General features: G+C 60.6%; 14 protein-coding genes. 9 read left to right on the forward strand and 5 right to left on the reverse strand.

Features of this window, described 5'->3' with window-relative positions; genetic code table 11:
* Positions 1–105 precede the first annotated feature (105 nt).
* Both CXQ93_RS13830 and dnaK read right to left on the reverse strand, forming a co-directional pair.
* Positions 106–687 (reverse strand): nucleotide exchange factor GrpE, encoded by a 582-nt coding sequence (locus tag CXQ93_RS13830; protein ID WP_104111026.1) that lies wholly within the window; start codon positions 685–687, stop codon positions 106–108.
* Between the two features lie 2 nt (positions 688–689).
* Positions 690–2,561, reverse strand: coding sequence for a molecular chaperone DnaK (gene dnaK, locus CXQ93_RS13835; protein WP_104111027.1), 1,872 nt, complete (start codon positions 2,559–2,561; stop codon positions 690–692).
* A gap of 351 nt (positions 2,562–2,912) precedes the next feature.
* Between dnaK and CXQ93_RS13840 the strand changes: the two genes are divergently transcribed.
* Both CXQ93_RS13840 and CXQ93_RS13845 read left to right on the forward strand, forming a co-directional pair.
* Positions 2,913–3,731 (forward strand): methyltransferase domain-containing protein, encoded by an 819-nt coding sequence (locus CXQ93_RS13840; RefSeq protein WP_104111028.1) that lies wholly within the window; start codon positions 2,913–2,915, stop codon positions 3,729–3,731.
* 27 nt (positions 3,732–3,758) lie between these two features.
* Entirely contained in the window at positions 3,759–4,451 is a 693-nt protein-coding gene (locus CXQ93_RS13845; protein WP_258069010.1) for a TMEM175 family protein, read from the forward strand.
* On the opposite strand, the gene CXQ93_RS13850 is transcribed toward CXQ93_RS13845, so the two are convergent.
* Positions 4,448–5,932 carry a multicopper oxidase family protein gene (locus CXQ93_RS13850; RefSeq protein WP_104111030.1) on the reverse strand — a complete coding sequence of 495 codons (1,485 nt, stop codon included), beginning with the start codon at positions 5,930–5,932 and terminating at the stop codon, positions 4,448–4,450. The genes CXQ93_RS13845 and CXQ93_RS13850 overlap by 4 nt on opposite strands.
* A gap of 127 nt (positions 5,933–6,059) precedes the next feature.
* Here CXQ93_RS13850 and CXQ93_RS13855 point away from each other — a divergent pair, with 127 nt between their 5' ends.
* The 3 genes from CXQ93_RS13855 to CXQ93_RS13865 all read left to right on the forward strand — a co-directional run bounded on the left by CXQ93_RS13855 (position 6,060) and on the right by CXQ93_RS13865 (position 9,529).
* On the forward strand, positions 6,060–6,680 hold the full coding sequence (locus CXQ93_RS13855) for a LysE family transporter (protein ID WP_104111031.1): 621 nt from the start codon (positions 6,060–6,062) through the stop codon (positions 6,678–6,680).
* A gap of 88 nt (positions 6,681–6,768) precedes the next feature.
* Positions 6,769–7,254, forward strand: a complete 486-nt coding sequence (locus CXQ93_RS13860; protein ID WP_104111032.1) for a low molecular weight protein-tyrosine-phosphatase — start codon at positions 6,769–6,771, stop codon at positions 7,252–7,254.
* Positions 7,247–9,529, forward strand: coding sequence for a chorismate-binding protein (locus CXQ93_RS13865; protein WP_258069011.1), 2,283 nt, complete (start codon positions 7,247–7,249; stop codon positions 9,527–9,529). Before CXQ93_RS13860 ends, CXQ93_RS13865 begins: the two co-directional genes overlap by 8 nt.
* 89 nt (positions 9,530–9,618) lie before the next feature.
* On the opposite strand, the gene cls is transcribed toward CXQ93_RS13865, so the two are convergent.
* A complete protein-coding gene (gene cls, locus CXQ93_RS13870) occupies positions 9,619–11,097 on the reverse strand; it encodes a cardiolipin synthase (RefSeq protein WP_104111033.1) in 1,479 nt (492 codons plus the stop codon).
* A 183-nt stretch (positions 11,098–11,280) separates the two neighbouring features.
* Between cls and CXQ93_RS13875 the strand changes: the two genes are divergently transcribed.
* The 4 genes from CXQ93_RS13875 to CXQ93_RS13890 all read left to right on the forward strand — a co-directional run bounded on the left by CXQ93_RS13875 (position 11,281) and on the right by CXQ93_RS13890 (position 14,241).
* Positions 11,281–11,895: an HdeD family acid-resistance protein gene (locus CXQ93_RS13875; protein ID WP_181036168.1), complete on the forward strand. Its 615-nt coding sequence runs from the start codon at positions 11,281–11,283 to the stop codon at positions 11,893–11,895.
* Positions 11,896–12,020: 125 nt separating this feature from the next.
* Positions 12,021–12,551, forward strand: a complete 531-nt coding sequence (locus CXQ93_RS13880; protein WP_104111035.1) for a class IV adenylate cyclase — start codon at positions 12,021–12,023, stop codon at positions 12,549–12,551.
* Between the two features lie 47 nt (positions 12,552–12,598).
* Positions 12,599–13,141 (forward strand): GNAT family N-acetyltransferase, encoded by a 543-nt coding sequence (locus CXQ93_RS13885; protein WP_104111036.1) that lies wholly within the window; start codon positions 12,599–12,601, stop codon positions 13,139–13,141.
* 188 nt (positions 13,142–13,329) lie between these two features.
* Complete coding sequence (locus CXQ93_RS13890; RefSeq protein WP_104111037.1) at positions 13,330–14,241, forward strand: aminodeoxychorismate lyase; 912 nt, start codon at positions 13,330–13,332, stop codon at positions 14,239–14,241.
* Between the two features lie 11 nt (positions 14,242–14,252).
* On the opposite strand, the gene CXQ93_RS13895 is transcribed toward CXQ93_RS13890, so the two are convergent.
* Positions 14,253–14,909 carry a Pr6Pr family membrane protein gene (locus tag CXQ93_RS13895; RefSeq protein WP_104111038.1) on the reverse strand — a complete coding sequence of 219 codons (657 nt, stop codon included), beginning with the start codon at positions 14,907–14,909 and terminating at the stop codon, positions 14,253–14,255.
* Positions 14,910–14,993 lie beyond the last annotated feature (84 nt).

The raw sequence follows: 14,993 nt of genomic DNA on the forward strand, positions 1-14,993 counted from the left end.
CGGTGGTGCTGACCCAGAAACTTGATCTGGGTCAGCACCACCGGCTTGGGCCCACAGTTCCGAGGGTCCCAGAGCGAGCTTGCGAGCTCTGGGAGGAACTGGGGACTACTCCGGTACTGCCACAATTACCTGTGCGGCGCGCAGAATACGCTCGCCGGACTTGTAACCATTGCGCAGCACCTGGCTGACAGTGTCAATCTCAACGTCGGCCGAAGGCTGCTGAATCAGCGCCTCGTGAATGGTCGGATCGAAGGCGACGTCAACGGCGTCGATCTTCTCCAAGCCATAAGTGGCCAGTGCCGTTTCCAGCTTGGTAGAAATCGCCGCGAACGGTCCGTCGACGATATCGCCGTGGGCACGCCCAGCATCGATGCCATCCAGGACCGGAAGCAAGGCGTTCAGGACGCCAATGACGGCCATCTGCCCAGCAACTGCGCGGTCACGTTCAACGCGCTTACGGTAGTTGACGTACTCGGCCTGCAAGCGAAGAAGGTCATTCTTCAACTCGGCGGCCTCGTCAGTGGCGGAACCTTGAGCCACGGCTTCTTCGGCCGGAACCTCAACACCGTTGAGGATCTCTTCGGCCTGAGAGAGCGCGTCGCCTTCAGCAGCAGCTGCGCTATCGGCTGCGTCAGCCGCAGCGGGATCGTTCTCCGGGATCTCTTCGGGGTTTACGGACTCAGACATGCTTACTTCTTCTCGTCTGCGTCTTCGTCGATGATCTCGGCGTCAACGATGTCCTCTTCAGGAGCACCATCGGAGGATGCGGCACCTTCGGAAGCACCGGCGTCGGCCGTGGCACCCTCAGCAGCAGCTGCGGCGTAGATTGCCTCGCCCAGTGAGGACTGTGAAGCCTGCAGCTTCTCAAACGCGGTCTTGACGGCTGCGTCGTCGTCGCCTGCAAGGGCTGTCTTCAGCGCGGTGACATCTTCCTTGACGGGGTTCTTGATCTCGTCGGAGAGCTTGTCATCGTTGTCGGCCAGAACCTTGTCCACCGAGTAGTGCAGCTGCTCTGCGGAGTTACGCAGATCTGCTGCCTCGCGGCGTTCCTTGTCCTCGGCTGCGTGCTCTTCAGCTTCGCGAACCATGCGCTCAATGTCATCCTTGGACAGCGAGGAGCCGCCCGTGATGGTCATGGACTGCTCGACGCCGGTGCCCTTGTCCTTAGCGGAAACGTGCACAATACCGTTGGCATCGATGTCGAAGGTGACCTCAACCTGCGGGACGCCGCGCGGAGCCGGAGCAATACCGGTCAGCTCGAACGTGCCCAGCGGCTTGTTGTCGCGAGTGAACTGACGCTCACCCTGGAAGACCTGGATGGCAACCGAGGGCTGGTTGTCATCGGCGGTGGTGAAGGTCTCGGAACGCTTGGTGGGGATAGCCGTGTTGCGCTCGATCAGGTGGGTCATCACTCCACCCTTGGTCTCAATGCCCAAGGACAGCGGGGTGACGTCGATGAGCAGAACGTCCTTGCGCTCACCCTTCAAAACGCCGGCCTGCAGTGCGGCGCCAACGGCCACAACCTCATCCGGGTTGACACCCTTGTTGGGCTCCTTGCCGCCAGCGAGTTCCTTGACGAGCTCGGAAACAGCAGGCATACGGGTGGAGCCACCGACGAGCACGATGTGATCGATGTCAGAAACCTTGATGTTGGCTTCCTTGATGACGTCGTTGAACGGCTTCTTGGTGCGCTCGAGCAGGTCGCTGGTCAGTTCCTGGAACTTGGCGCGAGTCAGCTGCTCGTCCAAGTGAACCGGGCCGTCAGCAGTAACGGAGAGGTACTGGAGGGAAACGCTGGTGGAGGAAGCCGAGGAGAGTTCCTTCTTGGCCTGCTCAGCAGCTTCCTTCAGACGCTGCAGTGCGATCTTGTCCTTGGACAGGTCGATGCCCTTGACCTTGAGCTGGTTCAGCAGGAAGTCAACAATGCGCTGATCCCAGTCGTCGCCGCCGAGGCGGTTGTCACCGTAGGTTGCGCGAACCTGGATGGTGGAGAAGTCGTCTTCATCCTTGCCAACTTCGAGCAGGGAAACGTCGAACGTTCCGCCACCGAGGTCGAATACCAGAATGAGCTCGTCTTCCTTGCCCTTTTCCAGGCCGTAAGCCAAAGCAGCAGCAGTGGGCTCGTTGACAATACGCAGCACGTTCAAGCCTGCGATTTCGCCGGCTTCCTTCGTGGCCTGACGCTCAGCGTCATTGAAGTAGGCCGGGACGGTGATAACAGCGTCGGTGACCTTTTCGCCCAGGTAAGCTTCGGCGTCGTTCTTGAGCTTCATCAAGGTACGAGCGGAGATTTCCTGCGCCGTGTACTTCTTGTCGTCAATGGCGACGGTCCAGTCGGTGCCCATGTGGCGCTTGACCGAAGCGATGGTGCGGTCGATGTTGTTGACGGCCTGGCGCTTGGCGATTTCGCCAACCAGAACTTCGCCAGCCTTGGAGAAGGCAACAACTGAGGGGGTGGTGCGGCCGCCTTCAGCGTTGGCAATAACGGTGGGCTCGCCACCTTCCAAGACGGATACAACAGAGTTGGTGGTTCCGAGGTCAATACCTACGGCACGTGACATAAGTGGTTCCTTTCATGAGCCGCTGCGTGAACTTGTCCGCCAGGGTGGCGGTTCGCTCAACCAGCGGTATTGAGCGTTCTGCACTCAACTTTACTCAGACTCGTTTCCATGTCAAATGAAGTTGAGCGTACTTGACTCAACTTTCACTTTAGGCGAACAAGTACGACGCCGGATGGCCGGGTTTTGGGACCTCGCTCACTATCTGGACGGTAGTTAGCAACGGAAGCCCCTTTGTAGCTACCGTCTTGGCAGCTAAGTACCGTCCTAGCGGCTAAACATCGTCCAGTCGCTCAACCGGCCACATTCTGGAAGCTCTCGCGCCACTTTCACCTCTAGGCGTACGCTCCAGATATGAACGAGTTACCAGTATCTGGAGATATTTACACCCACGGCCACCACGAAAGCGTGCTGCGATCGCACGCGTCTCGAACGGCAGGAAACTCCGCGGCGTACTTGATCCCGCACCTCACCCACGGGCGCAGCGTGCTGGATGTGGGTTCAGGCCCCGGCACCATCACGGCCGATTTTGCCCGGCTCGTAGCACCCGGAGCCGTAGTGGGCCTTGACCGTTCTCCGGAGGTAGTTGCGGCCGCCACCGCGTTGGCTCGGGAGCAACATCTGAGCAATTTGAACTTTGACACCGGCGATGTCTACGCCCTCGAGTTTTCAGATGACAGCTTCGATGTGGTCCACGCCCACCAGGTTCTGCAACACCTGACGGATCCGGTGGCGGCGCTTGTGGAAATGCGGCGCGTGGCGAAACCGGGCGGCATTGTGGCCGTGCGGGACGCTGATTTTCATGGCATGTCCTGGTATCCGGAACTGCCCGAACTTGATGAGTGGATGGAGTTGTATCAGCAGGTAGCGCGGCACAATCAGGCGGAGCCAGACGCGGGGAGGCGGCTGCTGAGTTGGGCGCTGGCCGCTGGTCTGAGCAACGTGGCACCCTCCAGCGCCAATTGGCTCTACGCAACTGTTGAACAGCGAGCGTGGCTTGCCGGGGTCTGGGCGGACAGAACGGTGGGTTCAGCGTTTGCAGAGCAAGCCGTGGCTTATGGACTGGCCAATACTGAATCTCTTGAGCGAATCGCCGCAGGCTGGCGGGCGTGGGGTGCCAGTGAAGACGGCTGGTTCCTGATGCCCAACGGGGAAATCATCGCCCGGGCCTAAATAGAACCGCGGCTTAATAGTCGCGTCATGTGTCAGCCACAGGGTCCTGCAGGAACGTTCCACGCCACGCAATCCAAACCACACATTGGAGGTACCCCGGTGGAAAAGAACCGGCTCGAAGCACTCAGCGACGGTGTTCTGGCGATCATCATCACCATCATGGTGCTTGAGTTCAAAACGCCAGAAACCGCAGACTGGGCGGGGCTAGCAAGCATCTATCCCACTCTTTTGAGCTATCTGTTGAGCTTCATTTATGTGGGTATTTACTGGAACAACCATCACCACATGATCAAGCTCGCCGATAGGGTCACCGGCGGCATTCTGTGGGCCAATCTGCACCTGCTGTTCTGGCTATCTCTGGTGCCTTTCATGACCCGATGGATGGACGATTCAGGATTCGCCATGGTTCCGGTCTTTATGTACGGCATCAATTTGATGCTGGCTGCGATCGCCTACGCTATCCTCCAAGCCGGCTTTGTCCGCCAGCAAGGGCCAAGCGGACCGCTCGCAACCGCACTGGGGAAGAATCGCAAGGCGCGCATCTCCCCCGTCATTTACATTGCTGGTTGCGCCCTGACGTTCATTGCCCCAGCGTTCGGTCTCCTCGCTTACGCAATCGTGGCAGCGCTTTGGCTGGTACCTGATCGCGGCATGGAACGGGCACTTCGCCCTGAGGGTGAAGTGAAAGGCTTCTCTGTTCCGGACAGTCAAGCAGGCTAGGCGTCCACCACGAGGAATTGTCCCATCATGCCCATGTCCTCATGCCACAACAGGTGGCAGTGGTACATGTAGGGCATCATGGGGTCGGCGTCCTTACCGAATTTCATGAGCAACCGGATGGTCACACCGGGCGGCGCATAAACGGTGTCCTTCCAGCCCGCGAGTTCCGGCGGAGGCGGCTGCTCATTCAGGGTAAGAATCTGGAATTGGACATCATGGATGTGGAAGTTGTGCGGCTGATTGTGGGCATTGAGCACAGCCCAGGCTTCCGTTGCCCCGGCCTTGACCGAGAGGTCAATCCTGTCCATGTCCATGGATTTGTTATTGATGACGTTGTCGCCGAGCTGGAACATGCGCATGGCCCCGGCAAGGGCCGGATCCGGATAATCCATTGAGGCAAGCTGTGCAGGGATCGGAGTTGCTGGGCTCAGGGTGGCGGCAGCCTTTAGTTGGAGAATGTCCAGCAAGTCTTGCGCACCGGCGTCGGCCGTGCGGGATTCGGCCACACCCAGGTCCTGGGCAAAAGAGCGCAGCGTTACAGTTTCACCGGGGAGAACCGCAACGATGATTTCGGCACGCTCACCCGGGGTGAGCATGATCCGGCTCAGCGCCACGGGTGCCCCTAGGAGGCCGCCGTCGCTAGCGATCATGGTGAATTTACGGTCATCGGAGAAGCCAAAGTTGTAACTGCGAGCGCTCGACGCGTTCAGCAGCCGCAGCCGCGTGTGCTGCGCCACCACATCCAACATTGGCGCTGCCGTGCCGTTGACCAGCACTGTGCTGCCCAGCATGCCGACCCCGCTCCGCCCGGTTTCAACGATCTGGCCCTTTTCGGAGAACGTCTTGTCCTGAACAATGACGGGGATATCGTCCACGCCATAGTTACGGGGCAGATCTAGGGCGCCCTCTTCGTCGTCGTCGATGATGAACATCCCACCGATCCCCTTGTACAGGTGCCGTTCCGTCTGCCCGTGTGGATGCGGGTGGTACCAGAGGGTCGCCGCTGTCTGGTCAATAGTCCAGGAGGGGGCCCATGTCTTACCGGGTTCAACCATTTGGTGCGGACCGCCGTCGGCCGCGGCGGGCAGGCGCACGCCGTGCCAGTGCAGGCTAGTGGCTTCGTCTAGTTCGTTGCTCACATTGAGGAGGATCTGCTCGCCGCGGCGCACTCTCAGCGTGGGCCCCAGAAAAGCGCCGTTGACGCCCCAGGTGTCAGCTTTTCCACCGGCGACGATCTCCGATTGGCCGGCTTGGGTCACGAGGTCAAAGACGCGCTGCCCGTCCGTGAGCTTCGACTTCGCCAGCGGCGGGACATGCAGCGGGTTGCGGAAATCAACCTTGCCCACGGTGTCCAGTGGCTCCCGTCCTGCCGTGCCGCCGCACCCCGCCAACGTGGCCATCGTTCCCACGCCGAGGCCCAAGGTGGACAATTGGAGAAAATGGCGGCGGTTGAGACCTAATCGTTTTGTTGGAGCGCTCATTTGCTTCATCCTAGTTGCCGCTTCTGGGAGGACCCTCGACGGCGGGTACTCGCCGTCGAATCTGTCATACCCAGTTCGATAGCCGCAGGTGGACGGACTCACTGTCCATGACACGTAAGCTAAGCGGGTGCAATTCTCCCTTTGGCTGGCCCTTGTAGGCGCCGGCGCCATGATCTCCCTGACCCCGGGCGCGGGCGCCATCAATACCATGTCCAATGCGCTGACAGCAGGATTCCGCCGCTCCATTTGGGGCATCATGGGCCAGCAGTTGGCGCTGATCATCCACGTGATCATCGTGGCGGCGGGCGTGGGGATCATCGTCTCCAATTCACCGGTCTTGTTCATGCTGATTCGCTATGTTGGCGCGGCATATCTGGTGTATTTGGGTGTCCGAAAACTGCTGGCCAAGGCCGAGAAGGTCCACGACGATGCCGCACCTGCCGCCGTCGAATCCGGCTTCTCCATGTTCCGTCGAGGCCTGTGGGTCAATCTTCTGAACCCGAAGGCGATCGTTTTCTTCCTGGCGTTCATGCCTCAGTTCATCCGGCCCAGCGAACCTCTCCTGCCGCAGTACGTCATCCTGACTGCCACCGTGGTGGTCATTGACATCATCGTCATGTGGTTCATCTTTGCCGCCGGCGCCAAGCAACTCAAGCATCTGACGGCCAGCGAGCGCGGGCAGCTGATTTTAAACCGGATCTTCGGCCTGCTGTTCATTGCTGTGGGCATCTTGCTGGTGCTCGTTTAGTAGTTCTTGTTGATCAGTGCTGGCCCGCGCAAGCTGCGCATCTCCACGGCAAGCGCGTGCCGCATCAGGGCGCCGATAGACTGATTGAATGACCACGCCCTACCGGATCACTACTGTTTGCACCGGCAATATCTGCCGCTCCCCCATGGCTGAATTCATGGTGGCGAACGCCGCCGCGGAAGCGGGCCTCAACGTTGAGGTGGACTCCGCGGGAACTTCCGCTTGGGAGATAGGGAATCCCATGGATCCCCGAGCCTTCGCCGAGCTGGCTCGCCACGGTATCGAAGCCACCGGCCACACCGCACGCACCTTCAATCCGGAGTGGTTTGCCGAGCGGGATCTCATTCTGGCGTTGGACATTGATCATTACGAGGATCTGCGCGCCCTGGCCCCAAACACCGCGACCGCGCAGAAGGTGCGCATGTTACGTTCCTTTGACCCGGCGGTGGCCCAGCTCGAACCCGCCCAACAAGGTATCTACGATCCCTGGTACGGCAATGCCAAGGACTTTGCCGTGAGCTGGGATCTGATTGAGGCAGCCCTCCCTGGCATTGTGGCGCACGCCCGTGGCTAGGCCCGTGATCATTGCCGTCGACGGACGTTCCGGCGCCGGAAAAACCACTGTTGCCGTGGAATTGGCAGCGCTCTTGCGCCGCCACCGCAGCGTCTCACTGTTCCACCTCGAGGACATCTACCCGGGCTGGGACGGCCTGGCGGGTGGCGTGGCACGCTACATAGAAACGGTCTTGGCGCCCCTCAGTTTGGGTTTGCCCGCCACATGGACGCAGTGGGATTGGGCGGCAGAGCACGACGGCGCCGCCCGCACCACTGAGTTGGCCCCGGTGGTGATCGTCGAGGGTGTGGGCTCCTCACACGGCGGCGCGGGGGCGTTCTTGGACGCCACTATTTGGGTGGATGCGCCAAGCCAAAACAGGAAAGAACGTGCCCTTGAGCGTGATGGCGACACGTATGCGCCGTTCTGGGACCTGTGGGCCGATCAGGAGGAACGCCTACTGGAAGGCAGCCGCGTACCAGAACTGGCGGACATTGTTGTTGACGGGACCCACGGAGTGGCCAACGCTCCGAGACTGGTGCTGGACGCCCTGACCCAACTTCCTGCCATGGAAAATGTGTTGACCCCGGAGCTGGCCCGGCGCCGCGGACTGGAATTTTCCGCCACCCGTCTCGAGGGATTACCGGCTGCGGCCGAGCTCTTCCATGCCCTCTACGGCACCTCCACGCACGCAGTGTGGCTGGACAGCTCCATTGCTGAAGGGCGAACCGCAACCGGTGCGGCAGCGACAGCAGCAGACGCCGGATCCGGAACTAGAATCGGAACCGGATCTGACGCCGCATCGAGCATCGCGGCTGACCGCTCACGATTCTCCATCATGGCCGATAACCGCGGCCACTTTGGCCAGCTTTCTCTCCACGAGGCCGGTCTAACAACAGTGTCTTGCGGCCAAGTCACCACCCGCATCCGTGGACCCTTTTTCCACTGGTTGGATTCGGTCTGGGGCCGCAAAGCAGTCCGCGCTCCCGAAGACTACCCGGGCGATTTCACCCTTGGCTGGCTGGGTTATTTGGGGTACGAACTCAAAGCTGAAACGGGCGGTTCACCAACGCCGGAACACCGCTCCCGCCCTAGGAGCAACAGCACACCTGGTGTTCCGGATGCCGCTCTGCTCTTTGCTGGCCGTGCCTTGGTTCTGGACCACCGCGACAACTGCCTCTACGTGCTGACGTTGACGGACGTCCACCACCTGGAATCGCATCGGGAAGCGCAGGATTTCCTTGCCGAGGCACGAGCCGCACACGCTTCCGCGCTTGCGGGCACAGCCACCGCCACAGCCACCGCCACAGCCACCGCCACCGCCACCGCCACCGCCAACCCAAGCAGCGAACCCGGCCCCACGCCGTCGAACATTCCGACCCCAGGCAATAAAGCCCTGAGCACTCAAGCACTGAGTCATCAAGCTCCGCGCATTCAAGCCCCGGTCTTCACTGCACGGGACGGCGAGCGCCGCTACAAGGACATGATCGCGGCGGCGCAGGCCCAGATCCACGACGGGAATTCCTACGAGGTCTGCCTGACCACCTCCCTCGACGCGCAGACGCCCAACCGGCGGGATCCCTGGATCACGTATAGGGCCCTGCGGACGCGCAACCCGGCTCCGTTTGCGGCGTTCCTGCGGCTGGGCGGACTGAGCGTTGCCAGCACGTCCCCTGAGCGTTTCCTGCGCATTGACTCGGACGGGCTGATGCGTGCCGAGCCGATCAAGGGCACCCGCCGCCGCGACGCCGACCCGGCTACTGACACCGCGCTCAAGACCGATCTGCTCACGTCACTCAAGGATCGGGCGGAAAATGTGATGATCGTGGACCTGCTCCGCAATGACCTCTCACGCTTCGCCCTGCCGAATTCACTGAGCGTGCCGCGGCTGTGCGCCATAGAAAGTTACGCTACGGTGCATCAAATGGTCAGCACCATCGAGGCGCAGCTGGCACCGGGCAATTCGCGCGCGCAGGCCGTGGCCGCCGCCTTCCCCGCTGGGTCCATGACGGGTGCCCCGAAAATTAGCACCATGGCCATCCTGGACCATCTCGAAGCCGGCCCGCGTGGAATTTATGCGGGCGCTATTGGCTACTTCTCGCTCAATGCGGCCACCGATCTATCGGTGGTGATCCGCACCTTAGTCCTCCAAGACACGGCCGACGGCGGCACGCACCTTTCGCTGGGGATCGGCGGCGCCATCACGGCAGACTCCGAAGACGCTGCGGAATGGGATGAGATTCAGGCCAAGGCGCACGGTGTTTTAGCCACGTTGGGCTCCAACTTTCCGGGCTGAACCGCTGAGCGGGCGCAACGGGCTGAACCGGCGCAATCGGCTGACTCTTTCGATGTGCAGCTGACGAAGCGGCACATCCCGCGTGCGGGCTACTGAATCGTTGCCGTCAAGCGTGCCACGTTGTCCACATAGCGGGCTAGCACGGGCCGCTTGACCCACTCGTCCAAGGTCAGCTGGCGCGAGACGGACCGGTAGCGATCCTCAACTTCATGCATCCGTTTCACCACGTCGCGGTCAATCATCATGACAGTGACTTCCAGGTTGAGCGAGAAGCTGCGCATATCCATATTGGAGGAGCCAATGACCGCAACATCAGAATCCACTGTGAAGTGCTTGGCGTGCAGCACATAAGGCTTCGGGTACAAATAGATCCGCACCCCGGCCTTCAACAGCGCCTCATAGTAGGAGCGCTGAGCATGGTGGACCAGGAACTGATCCCCTGCTTCGGACACAAAAAGTTCAACCACAACGCCGCGTTGAGCGGCCGTGGTGATGGCGTACAGCAGTGAATCATCCGGCACAAAATATGGGCTGGAGATGGTGATGCACTCTTCAGCCGAGTACAGCAGGGTGTTAAACAAGCGGAGGTTGTTCTCAGTGACAAACCCGGGACCACTGGGGACCACTTGGCACAGTGAACCCCCCGTGTAGGAATCCCAATGGTAGGTGGCCAGCTGTTCCAGCAAGGTTTCTTCTGTCTCGGAGGACCAGTCCGTGGTGAACATGACGTTCAGGGTTCCCACGATGGGCCCCTCCAGACGGGACATGAGTTCCACCCATTCGCGCCCTACCTTGCGGTTCTTCTTATTACGGTAGGAGGGTTCAATGACGTTCTGTGACCCGGTGTATCCCACTCGCCCATCGACCACCAAGATTTTGCGGTGATTACGCAAATCCGGTCTGCGCCATTGACCCTTGACTGGTAGCAACGGCAACATCCGGCGCCATTCGATCTCACTTGCCTTGAGGCGCCGAATCATCCCCCTATATCCGGGGACCCGAGCCGAGCCAATATGGTCAAAGAGGACCCGTACGCGAACGCCCCGCGCGGCAGCAGCTTCAAGTTCGCTAAACAACCGGTCAGTGGAGTGATCAGAGCTCATAATGTAAAACTCGGCGTTGACGAAGTTGACAGCCTTGCTGACCTCATCAGCCATGGCATCCAGGGACTCCTGATAGCCCGGAATGAGCCGGACGGAGTTGCCTCCCAGCGCCGGGAATGAACCGAGATTGCGGTTCAACTCAATTGCGGATTTCACCCATGCCGGGCCCTCATACGCCGGGACCAGGTCTGCAATATCCTTGGTTCCCTCAACCACCCGGCGGTTGACGGCGTCCTGAGTCTCCCGCCGCCGTCGTGAGAGTCTGAAATTGCCAAACATGAGGAAGAGGATCAGGCCAATGTAGGGCAGGAAGAAGATACACAGCAGCCAAGCCATGGCCGTGGTGGGGCGGCGGTTGCCGGGGATGATGCCCAGCATCACAACACGGATGGCCAAGTCGGCGAGCATCAGAAGCGTCGTCAGCCAGACACTGCCGGTTGGAAAACTAAACGCTGTCCAGATCATCCAGACATCCCCTCTTCACCGACCCAATTGTCGCCACATCACGGCAATTACAAATGACAACAGCCTATAGGCAATTGGCCCTGTCGTAGCGCTCTTGGGAACGTCCAGACACATCGAGTACTGGACGCTACTATCCGGATAAACTTGCCAGTAATTTCACCCTATACATAAAGGACTATGACCGTGAGTACTCCTAGCAGCCCGCAAGTCACTTTTGACGCTTTCGCGATCGATCCGCACAAACTGACTGAAAAGGCCATCAAGGGCCTGCGATTGGCGTTCGGCGTCAGCGGGGCAGCGGCCCTAGTTTTGGGCGTCATTCTCTTGTTGTGGCCCACCAAAACACTCGCCGTTGTTGCCATTTTTCTTGGCATCAACTTCCTGATCACCGGCGCCGTCAAGGTTGCCATCGGCATTTTCAGCCACAGCCTCTCGGCAGGAACACGTATTCTGGACGTGCTCCTAGGCCTGTTCATCCTGGTTGCCGGCATCATCGCCCTGCGTAATTCGGCTGCCACGGGCGAGGCGCTGCTGATCTTCACTGTCATCATGATCGGCATCGGCTGGATCATCGAAGGCATCATCGCCATGGTCGAGGCCGGCAAGAGCTCCAGCCGCCTGTGGGCGATCATTTTCGGCGCACTGAGCGTCATTGGCGGCGTCGTGGTGCTGGCCGTTCCCACCTGGACGGCTGCCTGGCTGCTGCTCATGACAGCCATCACGCTGATCGTGCTCGGTGCCCTTGGCCTGATCCGCGCCTTCACCTTCGGCAAGTCGGTGCTGGCCCAGCTACGCTAACTTCCACGTACGACGGCGGCACTTGGCACACGCTGGGTGCCGCCGTTTCGCTGTGGCGTCCTTTGGCCCGAGCCCGGTCTCCCTCGCAAGTCCCGCCGCCTGTAACACCATGATTGAGTGAGTTCATGCCGACAAACATCGAAATCAAAGCCCGCGTGGAAAGTCTCGACAAGCTGAAGCACGTTGTCGCCGCCTTGGCCGGCCAAGGACCTGACCATGTGGTGCAAGACGACACGTTCTTCGACTGCCCGAATGGTCGGCTTAAACTCCGAGTCTTTCCGGATGGGCATGGCGTGCTGATCTTCTACCGCAGGGACAACGGACTCGGCCCGAAGCCATCCTTCTTTGTTCATTGCGAAACCTCGGATCCAGACGGACTCCGATCGGTTCTGACTCTTGCCTACGGTGAAGTTGGCCGTGTACGCAAAGCTCGCGTGGTGTATCTCGTAGGCCAAACGAGGGTGCATCTGGACCGTGTTGACGGCCTCGGCGAATTCGTAGAACTTGAAGTCCCTGTCCACGACGCGCACCCGGCCGATGCAGCAGTTTCCGAGGCGCACCGCCTCATTGCTGCGTTCGGAATAGCCGAAGCAATGCTCGTCAAGGGCGCGTATGTGGACCTCCTCAGCGCTGCATCCGCTACGCCCGTCCCCTAGCGGTCCACGGTCAGGACGGCATCCGCCCCTGCCGGTAGTGTCAGAGCATGTCCATCACCTTCGTTGCCATGACACCTGCCGATACTGAAGACCTCATCGAATTTCTCTCCGGCAATCGTTTCCCCTTCCATGTTCAGGCAGCGCCGCAAGCACCAGACATACGCGCGGGGATTGAGCGGGGCCGCTTCTGGAATGAAGACACTCAGGGCTATTGGGTGCTGCAGGACGAGCGCCGCATAGGCATGGCTGCGCTGGAGGATTTACAAGAGGACGACGCCCCGCTTTTCGATCTGCGTCTCAACGAAGCCCAGCGGGGCAAGGGCCTGGGAGTGGAGGTGCTGCGGGCACTCTGTGGCATGGTTTTTCGCTCGATGCCGAACACGCGACGCTTTGAGGGGCAAACCCGAGAGGACAACATCGCCATGCGCAAGACGTTCATCCGGGCGGGTTTCCTCAAGGAGGCTCACTACCGTTTGGCTTGGCCAACTAACGACGGCGGGCACCTTGCCTCAATCGCCTACGCAATCCTGCGCCAAGACTGGGAAACCGGCACCGTGACCCACTTCGATTGGGCGGAGCCCGAAGTCTAGAATTCCGCAGCCGTGGATCAGCTTCCCCTCGGTGACCTAGCGAGTCGTGGGAGGGCGTGGGTGGGGCCACACGCCCGAGGGACCCGCGGCGAGCTAGCGAGTCGTCAGCGGCGTGATGGGGCCACGCCCGCGAGGGGCCCCAACCGAGGCACGAAGGTTGGGGAGCGGGTGGGGATAAGCTCTATGCCATGACTGTTTTGGTGTTTCTAGACCCCGCCCACCCGCATGGCCGACTGGCAGATCCCACCCAGCCCAGCATTCTGGCCACGGATCAGGGCGTTACCCGCGGCGATGGAATTTTCGAATCGATGCTGGCCGTGGACGGAACCCCCCGCAAAATCCATGCGCATCTTGACCGTCTGGCTATTTCGGCCCGCACCATGGACCTGCAGATTCCTGGGGCAAACGTGTGGAAATCGGCAATTGCGACGGCGCTCATGGCCTACTCCGTCAGTGATTCTGCCGCTACCGGCGAGGCAGGTCAGTGCGTGGTGAAGCTCGTTGTCACGCGCGGCCCGGAAGGCACCAACTCCCCCACAGCATGGGTCACGGTCAACCCTGTTTCCCTCGCTCTAGCCGCACAGCGTGCCAAGGGCCTGAATGTCCTGCTCTTGGAACGCGGCTACGACAGTGACATTGCCGCACGCGCACCGTGGCTGCTGATGGGCGCCAAAACCCTGTCGTACGCGGTCAATATGGCGGCCCTGCGCCATGCACACAGTCAGGGCGCCGATGACGTAATCTTCACCAGCGGCGATGAGCTCGTGTTGGAGGGGCCGACGTCGTCAGTACTTTTAGCGCACATTTCCGACGACTCGGGGGTCCCTATCAAGCGGCTCATCACACCCCATCTGGACACCGGCATCCTGCCGGGCACCACACAAGGCGCTCTCTTCGCAGCCGCCAAGGCCGCGGGTTGGGAGCTGGGCTACGGACCAGTAACACCGGCTGATCTACTGGACGCCGACGCCGTGTGGCTGATTTCCAGCCTGCGCCTGCTGGCTCCTGTGAATACCATTGACGGTACGGAGATTGGCACGCCGGAAATCCGTTCAGCGTTGACAGCAGAGCTTTCGGCGCTGCTCGCACACACTCTCTAGATACTACTGACCTAGCCGCGGACGTCGGCTGCGGACGCTGTTTGCGGCCGGCCGGCGACACGCCTGCCCAGCCAGTTTCCCAGCGCCATGATGAGCAGCGTCATGGCAACGAATGCCACGGCGATGATGAGACAGGTCAGCAGGACGGCACCATATCCGCCGTCGGCCGGGTTGAGGAAGGGGTAGGCGTACCAGCTGATGGCCGCGCCGCGAATGAGCGAGTACGCCAAATATGCCAGCGGGAACGCGATGGCGATGAGCACTCGCTTGTAAGGGATGGCGTGACGGGGCGGAGTGATGAGCCAGTCGGCCACAATGGCCACGGGCATCACGTAGTGCAGCCAGGTGTTGATCCACGGCAGGAGCGCACCTAGGTCCACATCGCGCAGCAGGGCACTGAAGACAATCCCCACCAGCGCCATGCACACCACTGAAATGCAACGCAGCAAAGCCCATGCGGGGCCCAGATCCTTCCCGCGCCACGTCAGCACCGACTCCACCACCAGCACCACGGCGGCAAAGATGTTGGAGAGGTTGGTGAAATAGCTGAAGAAGTTCAGCACGCTGAAGCCGTGTCCAATGTGGATGCCCAGCTGAATCCCTACGGCAACCAGCGTCACCGCGCCAAAGAGGAAACGGACGGCGGCAAAGGCGCGGCTCAAAGTCATGGGTCCATACTGCCATCTCAGGGGACAGCCAGGTGGCAGTGTTGTCGTCATGTTGCGCCATACACAGGCTTTTCGGGGTCCTAA

The organism is Arthrobacter sp. N199823 (genome assembly GCF_002929705.1).
Lineage (GTDB): Bacteria > Actinomycetota > Actinomycetes > Actinomycetales > Micrococcaceae > Specibacter.

Bases quoted from the DNA above. Each gene is read 5' to 3' on its own strand.
- CXQ93_RS13880 (WP_104111035.1), top strand. From the start codon at position 12,021: ATGCCGACAAACATCGAAATCAAAGCCCGCGTGGAAAGTCTCGACAAG.
- CXQ93_RS13885 (WP_104111036.1), top strand. From the start codon at position 12,599: ATGTCCATCACCTTCGTTGCCATGACACCTGCCGATACTGAAGACCTC.
- dnaK (WP_104111027.1), bottom strand. From the start codon at position 2,561: ATGTCACGTGCCGTAGGTATTGACCTCGGAACCACCAACTCTGTTGTA.
- CXQ93_RS13860 (WP_104111032.1), top strand. From the start codon at position 6,769: ATGACCACGCCCTACCGGATCACTACTGTTTGCACCGGCAATATCTGC.
- CXQ93_RS13845 (WP_258069010.1), top strand. From the start codon at position 3,759: ATGTGTCAGCCACAGGGTCCTGCAGGAACGTTCCACGCCACGCAATCC.
- CXQ93_RS13895 (WP_104111038.1), bottom strand. From the start codon at position 14,909: ATGACTTTGAGCCGCGCCTTTGCCGCCGTCCGTTTCCTCTTTGGCGCG.
- CXQ93_RS13890 (WP_104111037.1), top strand. From the start codon at position 13,330: ATGACTGTTTTGGTGTTTCTAGACCCCGCCCACCCGCATGGCCGACTG.
- CXQ93_RS13830 (WP_104111026.1), bottom strand. From the start codon at position 687: ATGTCTGAGTCCGTAAACCCCGAAGAGATCCCGGAGAACGATCCCGCT.
- cls (WP_104111033.1), bottom strand. From the start codon at position 11,097: ATGATCTGGACAGCGTTTAGTTTTCCAACCGGCAGTGTCTGGCTGACG.
- CXQ93_RS13850 (WP_104111030.1), bottom strand. From the start codon at position 5,932: ATGAGCGCTCCAACAAAACGATTAGGTCTCAACCGCCGCCATTTTCTC.
- CXQ93_RS13840 (WP_104111028.1), top strand. From the start codon at position 2,913: ATGAACGAGTTACCAGTATCTGGAGATATTTACACCCACGGCCACCAC.